We start from the raw sequence: 12962 nt of genomic DNA, 5'->3' as shown, positions 1-12962 counted from the left end.
TCTTTCTACATAGATTCCAATAGATTGATCATTTCGATAGCACCCATAGCGCAATCAAATCCTTTATTACCGGCTTTTGTACCAGCACGTTCGATAGCTTGTTCAATGTTTTCCGTTGTGACTACACCGAACATAACAGGGACACCGGATTCTAAGGATACATGAGCAATCCCTTTTGCCACTTCGTTACATACATAATCGTAATGCGTTGTAGCACCACGGATGACAGCGCCTAAGCAGATAACAGCATCATACTTACCAGATTTTGCCGCTTTTTGTGCAATCAATGGAATTTCAAAAGCACCTGGTACCCAAATAGTAGTAATGTCACTATCTTGCACGTCATGACGCAACAAGGCATCTTTCGCCCCGCTGATCAATTTAGATGTGATGAACTCATTAAAACGAGAGCCGATAATAGCAAATTTCTTACCTGTACCTATTAATTTACCTTCTTGAATCATTGTCATTCTCCTCTATTTTTATCAGACATATTCAGACCTGAGCGAGCTAATTGCTAGTTGCTAGTTTCATACTTTTTTACAACATATGGCGCATTTTTTCTTTTTTTGTATTCAAATATTTTGCATTAATGCTATTGGCTTTAATCACAATAGGAACACGTTTAGATACTGTAATGCCCCAACGTTCTAAATCTTCTTTCTTTTCTGGATTATTCGTCAACAGCTTAACACTCTTCACGTCTAATTCGCGCAACATTTGTGCCGCTAAGGAATATTCACGCATATCTGGTGGGAATCCTAGTTTCACATTGGCTTCCACTGTATCGTACCCTTGATCTTGTAGTGTATAGGCTTTAATTTTATTCGTTAATCCAATGCCACGCCCTTCTTGGCGCATGTAGATAACGATGCCTTCGCCTTGCTCTTCAATAGAGCGCAATGCATTTTCCAATTGTTCCCCACAGTCACAGCGATGAGAACCAAATACATCTCCTGTTAAGCACTCAGAATGAATACGCATCAACACATCAGATTTTCCACGTACATCACCTTTTACAATCATAAGATGTTCTTTATGATCTACTTCATTTTTAAACACAATGATGCGGAAATCACCGAACTTTGTAGGTAGTTTTGTTTCTGCTGCAATGCTTACTAATCTATCGTGTCGCTTTCTGTATTCCACTAAAGCTTCTACAGAAGCAATCTTTAAATTATGTTTTTTACTGAAAGCCAATAAATCATCCATACGTGACATATAGCCTTCATCATTGGTAATTTCACAAATTGCTGCCGCAGGATATAATCCAGCTAGTTTACAAAGGTCAATAGACGCTTCTGTATGGCCCTGACGTACTAATACTCCACCTTCTTTGTAACGCAATGGAAAAACGTGTCCAGGACGTCTAAAATCTTCTAGTTTTGCATTTGGATCAATAAGTTTTTGCATCGTTACAGCACGTTCTTCTGGAGAAATACCTGTGGTCGTATCCACATGGTCTACTGATACAGTAAACGCTGTTTCATGATTATCCGTATTTTTTTCTACCATTTGATGGATACCAAGACGAATCAAGTCTTTTTCCAACATAGGCGTGCATAGCAAACCTCTAGCCTCTTTGATGATAAAGTTAATGCTTTCACGAGTAGCAAATTCAGCAGCCAAAACTAAATCACCTTCGTTTTCACGACTTTCATCATCTACAATAATCACAGGCTTTCCTGCTTTTAAGTCTTCAATTACTTCTTCAATAGAGTTTAATGTATAGGACATAAATATCATCCTTTCTATAAAAAGCCGTTACGCACTAAAGTATCCATCGTCACTGTACTAGTATTAGTAGACTCCAGATGAGTTTCTTTCATAAAATGCTCAATATAACGGCCAAAAATATCTGTTTCTAAATTCACTGTAGTACCAATAGTAGCATATTGCAAAATAGTGTTTCCAATCGTATGAGGTATAATAGAAATTTCAAACCAACCAGTTCCCACCTTGGAAACAGTCAAGCTAGCTCCATCCACAGTGATAGACCCTTTGTATATAACATAGTGTAGAATAGCATCATCGGCAGCAATACGAAACACAATGGAATTACCTACATGATCTTTACCGATAATCTTGCCTTGACCGTCCACATGCCCTGCCACTACGTGGCCACCGAAACGACCGTTGGCAGCCATAGCTCGTTCTAAATTTACCTTACTTCCTGCTGAAAGATTTATTAATGATGTCATTTTAACTGACTCTGGCATCACATCTGCTGTAAATCTTTGGGCTCCTATGGTAGTAGCTGTTAAGCATACACCATTGACCGCTACGGAATCACCAATTTTTAAATCATCGAAAATGATAGTTCCTGCAATTTCAAGGGTAAGTGAGCTTTGGGAACGTTTTACACTCTGTATGGTCCCTATTTCTTCAATGATCCCCGTAAACATAAACGCCTTCTCTTCCTCTTCGATAACTAATTATTTTCATATTATCACCAACAGCCATCACTTCATCAATATCTAGCTGTACTGCTTCATCTAAACTAGAAAAGCCTAAACCACCCACAGCTGGTGTAGCTCCAATACCTCCAATAATACGATTCCCAATATAGGTTACCAATTTATCAAAAGATTTAGTTTCTACAAAACTAGCCACCACTTGGCTTCCACCTTCAATGAGTAAACTCATACATTGACGAGCACCTAGTTCTTCTAAAATAAAGGAAATGTCTAAACCTCTTTCATTGGATGGCGTCACAATAACTTCTGCTCCCTTATCACTGAAAGCTCCCATTTGTTCTAGCCCACACTCTTCGCCAACAAATATTGTTATATTGCGATTAGGTACTGTCCAAATGGTTGCATCTAGTGGAGTTCTACCTTGAGAGTCTAGAATGTATAAATGCGGTTGATTTTCTACGGTTTCTTGTGGAAGACGACAACTTAGTAATGGGTCATCCGCTATAATCGTACCTACCCCTACTAACATAGCATCTACTTCTTTACGAATACGATGACCATCGAGCCTTGCTTCTTCGTTGGTAATCCATTTTGATTCACCACTGGCAGTAGCAATCTTTCCATCTATGGACATGGCAGATTTTAAAATCACGAAAGGCTTACCCGTTTTAATGTATGTAATAAATGCTTCATTCATTTCCACACATTGTCGTTCCAAAACGCCAATCTCCACTTCTATGCCCGCTTCTTGTAGCATAGCTAGGCCTTTACCCGCTACTAATGGATTAGGGTCAATCATACCAATGACAACCCTAGAGATACCTGCAGCTATTACGCGCTTAGCACATGGCGGTGTTTTTCCATAATGTGAGCACGGTTCTAGTGTCACATATAAGGTAGCTCCTCTAGCATCCATACCAGCTTGATGTAATGCATACACCTCTGCATGAGGCTCGCCGGCTTTTTGATGATATCCTTCACCAATGATGCGCCCATCTTTTACAATGAGAGCTCCTACCATTGGATTTGGAGATGTACATCCTCTTGCTTTTTCTGCTAATTCAATCGCTTTTGCCATATATTTTTCATCAGTTGTCATATGTGTCATGGCTCACCTCTACACAAAAAAGGGACTATATACATAGTCCCTTTAGCATTCCAAATATTTGATAACATACACAATAGCTATCAATATACTGTCTTTTCCCATCCAGACTTTACTGTCGGTTCCGGAATATCACCGGATCTGCTCTCAAGAGCTTGCGGACTATTATACCGCCGGTCAGGAATTGAGGTTCCCCTCGCACCTTGCCTCAAAGACTTCTTTATTTGATTTTAGTTCTTATCTTTATAAGATGAGTTTATTGTATCATAAATTGCATACTATAGCAATGTAATAAGAAAAACAGCCCTAAAAGGGCTGTTTTCTTTTCATGTTGTATGAATGTATTACACAGTTATTTAGAACATGCATCTAATAGATAGGCAATGCCAATGAATGGAATGCCTGCACGTTCGCCTAAGCCGATTTCACATGTGGAGCTAGAGCTTACTCCTAGTGTAGCCCCATAATCTTTCACTTCATCTCCTAAATCCCGTGTAGCGGAATGGTTCAATTCTGGTGTGAAGAAACCTTTTTGCCCTGCGAAACCACAACATGCAAAGGATTTAATATTGAACACTTCATCAGTACATGCACGTGCAAGCAGTTCAATGTATTTTTCTTTGCCAGCTTTTTTGATTTTACATTGTTTGTGAACAATAACACGCTCTTTACACTTCACAATATCTAATTTAGGAACAATATGTGTGTATAAGAACTCAGATACATCAAGGATTGTTACAGATTTAATATGTTTAAAAGCATGGGAGAAACATGCAGAATGGTCAATCACTACAGGATATACTCCACCACAGCTTGCTTCTAATAAAGCATTTTCTAAATCGCGTAATGCACGTTTATCAATATCTTCATAGTTTTCAAAGCTCAAACCACAACATAAGTTTTCGATGTGGCGTGGATAAATCACATTATAGCCAGCTTTTTTACATAAGTTTTCCATCACTTGTTGCAAGCTACGAGTATCTTTTTGACCTTGATTTGGTTTAAACGCACGATTTGCACAAGTACTGAAATACACAACATTATCATTGCCTACTGTATTACGTTGATTTTTCAAGGTATGACGGTTAGCTTTTGGCAATGTAGTTGGAGCATATGGTGTCACACCTGTTAGTTCGTGAGCCCCTTTTGTGATTTTAGAGATTAACTTATTGGTAATCACTTTACCTGCTGCACCACCTAAGGTAACCCCCATGCGAGCTGCTGCCAAGGTAGCTGGGAAATTGTCATAAATCGCTTCTGCAATACCATGACCTTTTGCTGTTACTTTACGAACAGATAATGCAATTTGCGCTGTATCAATGCCTAATGGACATAACATGGAACACATAGAACATGCTGCGCATGTATCTACACCATAGTATTGATAACCTTCAGATAATGCATCTGCTTCTGCATGTTTACCTTCTTGACGAAGACGTGTTTCTTCACGTACCAAGGAAATACGTTGACGTGGTGTTAATGTTAAGTTTTTAGATGGACAGTTCTTTTCACAGAAACCACATTCAATACACATATTAAACAATGGATCAATAGCCGCCATCGCTTTCAAGTTCTTTTTATATACATCTGGATCATCTGTAATGATAACATCTGGATTGATTAAGTAATTAGGATCAAATAGCTCTTTGATACGGCGGTTAACTTGGTACGCTTTCACACCCCACTCTAATTCAACGAATGGAGCTACCATACGACCTGTACCATGCTCTGCTTTAATACTACCTTCTACAGCTGCTACTTGTTCTGCCATTTCTTTCACAAGTCCACTAAAATTATCACGTTCTCTTGGATCATTCAAGTCTGGAGTAATGATAAAATGAACATTGCCACTTAAGGCATGGCCAAAGATAATACCATTATCCATAAAATCATATTTACGGAATAACTCTGTAATGATACCGATGCCTTTAACAAAATCTTCAATTTTAAAACATACGTCTTCTGTAATTACCGTAGAACCAGATTTGCGTTGCCCTGCTGCAATTGGCAACAATCCTTTACGGATATACCACCAAGAATTGTATTCTTCTGGATCCGTAGAGTATAAGCTAGGAATGATAGTTGGAATATCTTTTAATTGTTCTTTAATATATTCCACTTGTTCTGCTAATTCTTGCTCATTATTACTTTCAGATTGGAATAGAATACAGCTAGTACCCTCTGGCACTCCACGTACAAAGTCCGGTACTTGTTCTAACTTTTGTACACTCTTAAGACTAAGGTAGTCCATCATTTCCGCAGATACTACATATTGACGCCCCATATTCGCTAACGTTACAACTGCGCGGGACGCATCGGATAGCTCTTTATAGAATACAAGACCACAAGCCTTGAATTTCTTATCTTCTACTGTATTATATACCACTTCTGATACGAAACCTAAGGTACCTTCAGAACCAATAAAAATATGATTTAAAATATCTACAATATCTTCAAAATCTACTAACGTATTAATCGAATAACCTGTAGTGTTTTTAATTTTAAATTTACGTTGGATTAATTCTACTAATTCAGGATCATCAAAAATCCATTGACGAAGGTCTAATAAGCCTTTTACAAGGTCTGCACGAGAGGTCATGAAAGCTTGTACACTAGCTGGATCGCTAGTATCTAAAATCGTACCATCCACCAACACAACACGAATAGATTTTACTGTTTGATAAGAGTTTTCTACAGTACCACAGCACATACCAGAAGAGTTATTATTAAAAATACCCCCTACCAAAGCACTAGCAATGGTAGCTGGATCTGGCCCAATTTTACGTCCATAAGGAACTAATTTTTCATTAGCATCAGATCCGATGACACCACAGTCACACCGTAATGCTTTACCTCCATCTAATACTTCCATTCGTTTAAAGCCATCATTAGCCACCACTAATACATGTTCACTAGAAGCTTGACCAGATAAAGATGTGCCTGCAGCTCTAAAAGTAACTGGTGTACCATATTGATTCGCCAATTCCAAAATACGAATGACTTCAGCTTCATGATTAGCTTTCACCACTACTTGTGGTACATACGAATAACAAGAAGCATCTACACCATAAGCATAGCGGTGTAAAAAATCTGTAAATACTCGATCAGGGCATACGGCCTGTGCTTCCGTAGAAAAAGAAGCAAAATCGTAACGTAACGGTGCTTTCATAATAGGACCTCCTAGCATTACTATATGTAGTATGATTTATAAATTTGAACGACTCGTTCAAAGGGGCATAGCTCTCTATGTCTTACCTATAGCTTACCATAGGAGTAGAGTTTCGTAAATTCTATAATTAATTTTTATAATCATAACTATTACAAAAAAGTATAACAAATTTACAAAATCAAAAATTTTTTATATAATAGACTATGAATGAAAGTAGGTGAAAACATGCACGTTTTAGGTGAACACGTTTTAATTGATTTATATTCATGTATTGATGAAAAAATAGAATCTCCTGCTGTCTTACAAGATGCTATTGTGAATGCCTTAGCAATTACAAATCAATGTGTTGAGGAAATCGATTGCCAAATTTTAGAAGATGAAATCTTCTTGGTAGCCGTATCCCATCACTGCCATGTAATTCTTCATGCATATCCACAATTAGGCTATGTAGCAGCAGATGTATATACATTTGAAAAATCTGTAGAACCAAAAGTAATTATGAAAGAATTACAACGTTCTGTGGGTTCTGAAAAAGTAAAGGCTACTAGCATCCGTCGTGGTGACTTTGGTAATGAAAGAGACATGAAGCCTCGTAAACAGTCTTCTCTAACTGCTATGGGTAGAGTTACACGAACTCGTACACGGTTGACAAAAACTGGCAAAAATATTACTTCTAAAAGTGTAAAAGCCATCAAAAAAGTAATGGGTAACAACAAATAAATATCGAACATACAAACGGCTAGCCCTTAATGGGAACTAGCCGTTATTTTGTTCGATATTATACTATTCCAACATAAAAGGCTGAACTTAGGAATATATCCTCAAGTTCAGCCTTATTATATACAGATGTAGCCTTTACAATTATAGTTGTAAAGATAATTGTCTACCACTTGGTTCATAAGCCGTAATAGTTACTCCGGCAGTTTGAAACAATCGTTTTGATGCTTGCACTTCTCGTGTATCTTTGTAATCATCGCGCCAATAGATAACTTCTTTAATACCACTTTGAATGATGGCTTTTGCACATTCATTACAAGGAAATAAAGTGACATATATTTTACTTCCTTCTAGTGAACCACCACGATAATTTAAAATCGCATTCAGTTCACTATGAACGATATAAAAATATTTATTATCTTCTTCTCGATTACGATTCCAAGAGAAATCATCATCATCACAACCTAAGGGCATACCATTATAACCGATGGATAAAATTTTATTATCATCGCTCACAATACAAGCCCCTACTTGTGTATTGGGATCTTTGGAGCGTTGCCCTGCTAACATGGCAACACCCATAAAATATTCATCCCAGCTAATATAGTCCTTACGTTTTTCCATAGGAGCCTCGTTTTATTTGACTACAATATTAATTAATTTTTTAGGCACTACAATCACTTTCACAACAGTTTTACCCTCTGTAAACTCTTGTACACGTGGTAATGCTTTCGCAGCTGCTTCTAATTCTTCTTTAGATAATGAAACAGATACTGTCAATTTATCACGTACTTTACCATTCACTTGAACTGCCACTTCTACCTCATCTACCACTAGAGCAGATTCTTCATAAGTCGGCCAAGATGCAGCATGTACAGAACCTTCAAATCCACATTCATGCCAGATTTCTTCAGTAATATGCGGTACAAATGGTGCTAGCAATAATGTTAATTTTTCAACTAATTCTTTTGCTAAATCACTTTGCACAGATTCATGGCTATCTTTAAATTGGTACATAGCATTTACCAACTCCATAACAGTACTGATGGCAGTGTTAAAATTGAATTTACCATCTAAGTCTTCTGTTACTTTTTTGATAGCACGATGTAATTCACGGCGTAATGCAGTTTCATCTTTGGATAAGCTATCATGATGTCCAGACGCACCTAATTGTTGGTATGTATCGATAATACGCCATACACGACCTAAGAAACGATAGGAACCTTCTACCCCTTGGTCGCTCCAGTCCAAATCACGATCTACTGGTGCTGCGAATAAGATGAATAAACGAGCTGTATCTGCACCGTATTTGGCAATGATTTCTTCTGGAGATACTACATTGCCTTTAGATTTAGACATTTTAGAACCTTCTTTTAATACCATACCTTGTGTTAATAAGGCTTTGAAAGGCTCATCCACTTCTACTAAACCGATATCATGTAGTACTTTCACAAAGAAACGTGCATATAATAAGTGCAAGATCGCATGTTCAATACCGCCAATGTATTGGTCTACATTCATCCAGTATTTCGCGATTTCTTTATTAAACACTTCTTTGTCATTACGAGCATCTGTATAGCGCAAGAAATACCAAGAAGAATCGATAAATGTATCCATGGTATCGATTTCACGTCGAGCAGGACCACCGCAGCAAGGGCATGTTGTGTTTAGGAAGTTTTCAGATGTGGCTAATGGAGAGATAGCACCGCCGTCAAAGGATACATCTTCTGGAAGTTTTACCGGCAATTGATCTTCTGGAACTAATTGCTCTCCACATTTTTCACAGTACACCACAGGAATTGGACAGCCCCAATAGCGTTGGCGAGAAATCAACCAGTCACGAAGACGGAAGTTTACAGTTTTACGACCTGTACCTTGTTCAGTGAAGTAATCACCTAATGCTTGACGTGCTTCTTCAGAAGTTTTACCACTGAAATCGCCGGAGTTCACCAATATACCATCTTCAGTGAATGCTGCATCTAAAGAAGCAAAATCCAAATTTTGCGCTGTATTTTGGATGACCCAATTCACAGGCAAATCATATTTTTTAGCAAAGGCATAGTCTCTTTCATCATGAGCTGGAACACCCATAACAGCGCCTGTACCATAATCCGCTAGTACATAGTTAGCAATCCAAATAGGCACTTCTTTACCTGTGATAGGATGTGTCGCATAAGAACCAGTGAACATACCTACTTTCTCTGCTTCTGTAGAAGTACGTTCGATATCACTTTGGTTACGTAATGTTTCAATGAACGCCTCCAATTCTGCTTTATTGGAAGCATCCTGAATCAACTCTTTTACATATGGATGCTCAGGTGCCAACACCACATAAGATACACCAAATAAAGTATCCACACGTGTTGTGTACACTTCAAAGGATTTATCAATTTTAGGCACATAAAAAGCAAATTGTGTACCTTCACTGCGACCGATCCAGTTACGTTGCATCGCTTTTACACGGTCAGGCCATTGGTCCAATGTATCTAAATCGTCTAGCAAACGATCTGCATAGTCTGTAATTTTAAAGAACCATTGTTTTAAGTCTTTTTTCACTACATCATTATCACAGCGCCAGCATTTGCCATCAATAACTTGTTCGTTAGCTAATACTGTATGGTCATGTTCACACCAGTTTACTTTTGCTTCTTTTTTATAGGCCAAGCCTTTTTTATAAAATTGTTGGAATATCCATTGTGTCCAACGATAGTAATCTTCTTTACAAGTCGCAACTTCACGGCCCCAATCATAGGATAAACCCAACTCTTTTTGCTGACGTGTCATGTTGGCAATATTATCTAATGTCCAATCTTTAGGAGATACACCATTTTTAATAGCTGCATTTTCCGCAGGCATACCAAATGCATCCCACCCCATTGGATGTAATACATTAAATCCACGCATTTTTTTGAAACGTGCCACTACATCACCAATCGAATAGTTACGCACATGTCCCATATGTAAGTTACCAGATGGGTATGGGAACATTTCTAACACATAATATTTTTCTTTACTTGGGTCATACTCTGTTTTAAATACCCCAGACTCTTCCCAATATGTTTGCCATTTTTTTTCAATGTCTTGTGCCACGTATTTTTCGTACATGCTATGCCTCCTCAATTGTATGTATTAATACTCCTAAGTATACTCCAAATCTTAGTCTTTAGGCAAAGACTTTTTTTCTTTTGTAACCTTTACAACATCTGTTTCATCAGAGTGTTTATGAGGTTTCTTAAACTTTAACACAATTTCTTTACCGTCTTTAGAAATCTTTGTCACTTCTGAAGTATCTGTATGTTTAGATTTTTTCTTCTTATCTTTCTTTTTCTCTTGTTTTTTTACTTCTTTTTTATGATCTTTTTTGTCTGAAATTGCTTTCTCCTTTTCAGTACTATTTGTATTAGTACCATCTAGAGCAAAACTCAGCACCGGCCATACATCACTAGCTTCAAAACCTTTACGCCAAGCCGCGACTCCTGCAAGTTGTAATTCTTTTACAAGACCAACTTTATAGCTTAAGGACTGTGGATCTTCAAACCAAATTTTTGTGAGTATCCCCTCATATGGTTTCTTTTCATCATATTTACCATAGACATCATTTTTCTTTGTTAATGTCAAATAATTACCTTTTAATCGCTCATCCCAGCGCATCACATCTCTGTATTCACGTTCTAAGTCCAACGCTTTGGACATGGCTAGTGTTTTACTTTTTGCTTTTCCTTCCCAAGAACCTTTCACTGGTACAGACCACTCACGCATATAGAATGGAATGCCCAGTACAAGTTTTGATGCTGGTACTTCAGAAAGCATTTGCTCTGTATGCTTTCTAACCCATGGATAGGAAGCTACTGGTCCAGCTATATTACTAGATGCCCAAGTTTCATCGTACGCCATAAGTACCACATAATCTACTGCATCAGCATACGCTTTACGGTCATACACTAAAGACCAGTTTTCACTATTAGAATAACCCGTTACATCTATTGATGTATGTAGATTATATGTTCGTAACCCTTTTGCCAAAAAATCAACAAACTTAGTTAGCTGTGCTTTATCTTTATAATGAATATTTTCAAAATCAAAATTATATCCGTCATAACCATACTCTGTAGCATAATTAATGAGGCCTTGCTTATATCGTTCCCACATAGATTCATTAGCAAGGATTTTACTAGTCATATCTGGATCGAATTGGTTTGTAATCAAAGGCCATACGCGATAGCCTTTTTCCTTATAACCATTCACATAGTCATGGGATAGCTTAGAACTAGCTTTTAGACCAGTCGTAGTCAATTCAAACCAGCTGGGAGACATGATTGATGTACCATTCTGTACATACTTTTTATCATACGCCGTTTCTGATACTATAGGATCAAATACCATGGTGATAGGTAATGTAACTTCTTGCTTTTCTGGAGTATACAACATAGGGCCTACATATTGTATAGGTTCTACTGCTGTTGTTGTATTGGAAAGTGCTGGAAAGGGAATATGGATTGCTGCCTCTGCTACTGGATAAGAAGCAAACAAACTAAATGCCGATATTCCTAGCACCATATGTTTCATAAATTGTAAGTGTTTCATAAGCGCTCCTTTTAACCTTTATATTATATCACATTCAGCCTATATATTGGGAACACTATACTATTTCTCTAAAATTTATGGTACACTACAAAGGTAGGAATATTACAAGTATATTACACGAACATATTTAGGAGGTACTATGTATCAGTATTTGTTTTTTATCGGAGGCTTTCCTATAAGAGCCTACGGTTTACTTCTCGCTTTAGGTATTATTAGTGCTGCCATTGTAGGATACTTCATTATGAAAAAAGATGGCCGTGGATGGGAAAAATATATGGTAGATTTTACCATTACTGTTGCTATAGCTGGTATCATCGGTGCTCGACTATGGGATGTGTTTTTCTTTGACTGGGGATACTATCACAATCATGTATTGGAAATTCCATACGTATGGCAAGGCGGTATGGCTATCCAAGGCGGCGTATTGTTAGGTGCTATTGCTGGAATTTATTATTTAAAAAAACAACATGTTGACCCTTGGGCATTTGCTGATTTATTTGCACCAGCCCTTATGGTAGGTCAATCTGTGGGACGTATGGCGAATGTCATGAATGGCGATGCCTTTGGTCACCCCACTGGAGGAAATTTCGGTATTCTCTATCCAGAAACAACATTGGCATATCGCACCTATGGAAATCAACCATTATGGCCTGCTGAAATATGGGAAGGTCAAGTAGATATTATTTTGTTTGTTATCTTACTATTGGCTAACGTGTTCCCTCATAAAAAAGGGCAAATTTTCTGCTTATATGCATTCTTGTATTCTGCCTTGCGATTTTTCTTAGAATTCCTACGTGGAGATTATGTAAACTTAACATTAGGCTTTAAATCTGCGCAAGTTACAAGCTTAATTGTCATGGCTGTGTCCTTTGGCATCTGGCTATACCTTCATTATAAAGGAACAACGGATACACATGTATTCCCTATAGGGAAAGGCAAAAAAGGAAAATAATGATTCATTAGTTTCAAC

General features: G+C 37.6%; 10 protein-coding genes and 1 riboswitch. Of the genes, 2 read left to right on the top strand and 8 right to left on the bottom strand.

Annotated elements, in window-relative coordinates; translation table 11 throughout:
* Positions 1-5: 5 nt before the first annotated feature.
* From ribE to EO114_RS00175, 5 genes are all read right to left on the bottom strand, one after another.
* Entirely contained in the window at positions 6-470 is a 465-nt protein-coding gene (gene ribE / locus EO114_RS00195; RefSeq protein ID WP_127010404.1) for a 6,7-dimethyl-8-ribityllumazine synthase, read from the bottom strand.
* 70 nt (positions 471-540) lie between these two features.
* On the bottom strand, positions 541-1737 hold the full coding sequence (locus EO114_RS00190; RefSeq protein ID WP_127060756.1) for a bifunctional 3,4-dihydroxy-2-butanone-4-phosphate synthase/GTP cyclohydrolase II: 1197 nt from the start codon (positions 1735-1737) through the stop codon (positions 541-543).
* Positions 1738-1751: 14 nt separating this feature from the next.
* Positions 1752-2405: a riboflavin synthase gene (locus tag EO114_RS00185; RefSeq protein ID WP_127060754.1), complete on the bottom strand. Its 654-nt coding sequence runs from the start codon at positions 2403-2405 to the stop codon at positions 1752-1754.
* Positions 2386-3516: a bifunctional diaminohydroxyphosphoribosylaminopyrimidine deaminase/5-amino-6-(5-phosphoribosylamino)uracil reductase RibD gene (gene ribD, locus EO114_RS00180; RefSeq protein ID WP_164723736.1), complete on the bottom strand. Its 1131-nt coding sequence runs from the start codon at positions 3514-3516 to the stop codon at positions 2386-2388. The genes EO114_RS00185 and ribD overlap by 20 nt, the downstream gene beginning before the upstream one ends.
* A gap of 95 nt (positions 3517-3611) precedes the next feature.
* Positions 3612-3742: riboswitch (FMN riboswitch) on the bottom strand.
* A gap of 132 nt (positions 3743-3874) precedes the next feature.
* Complete coding sequence (locus tag EO114_RS00175; RefSeq protein ID WP_127060749.1) at positions 3875-6691, bottom strand: FAD-binding and (Fe-S)-binding domain-containing protein; 2817 nt, start codon at positions 6689-6691, stop codon at positions 3875-3877.
* A 225-nt stretch (positions 6692-6916) separates the two neighbouring features.
* Between EO114_RS00175 and EO114_RS00170 the strand changes: the two genes are divergently transcribed.
* A complete protein-coding gene (locus EO114_RS00170) occupies positions 6917-7411 on the top strand; it encodes an S-adenosylmethionine decarboxylase family protein (protein ID WP_062402869.1) in 495 nt (164 codons plus the stop codon).
* 141 nt (positions 7412-7552) lie between these two features.
* On the opposite strand, the gene EO114_RS00165 is transcribed toward EO114_RS00170, so the two are convergent.
* From EO114_RS00165 to EO114_RS00155, 3 genes are read right to left on the bottom strand one after another with little or no spacing between them, the layout of a single operon-like run.
* Entirely contained in the window at positions 7553-8032 is a 480-nt protein-coding gene (locus EO114_RS00165) for a dCMP deaminase family protein (protein WP_009354146.1), read from the bottom strand.
* A gap of 12 nt (positions 8033-8044) precedes the next feature.
* Positions 8045-10513, bottom strand: a complete 2469-nt coding sequence (gene leuS, locus EO114_RS00160; RefSeq protein WP_127060747.1) for a leucine--tRNA ligase — start codon at positions 10511-10513, stop codon at positions 8045-8047.
* Between the two features lie 51 nt (positions 10514-10564).
* Positions 10565-11992, bottom strand: a complete 1428-nt coding sequence (locus EO114_RS00155; protein WP_127060745.1) for a glycosyl hydrolase family 18 protein — start codon at positions 11990-11992, stop codon at positions 10565-10567.
* Between the two features lie 139 nt (positions 11993-12131).
* On the opposite strand from EO114_RS00155, the gene lgt reads away from it, so the two are divergent.
* Positions 12132-12944 (top strand): prolipoprotein diacylglyceryl transferase, encoded by an 813-nt coding sequence (gene lgt, locus EO114_RS00150; protein ID WP_127060742.1) that lies wholly within the window; start codon positions 12132-12134, stop codon positions 12942-12944.
* Positions 12945-12962 lie beyond the last annotated feature (18 nt).

The sequence above is a fragment of the Veillonella sp. 3627 genome, assembly GCF_003992195.1.
In the GTDB taxonomy this organism is placed as follows: domain Bacteria; phylum Bacillota; class Negativicutes; order Veillonellales; family Veillonellaceae; genus F0422.
Note: the sequence above shows the minus strand (reverse complement) of the source record. Positions and strands in the feature narration are given on the sequence as shown.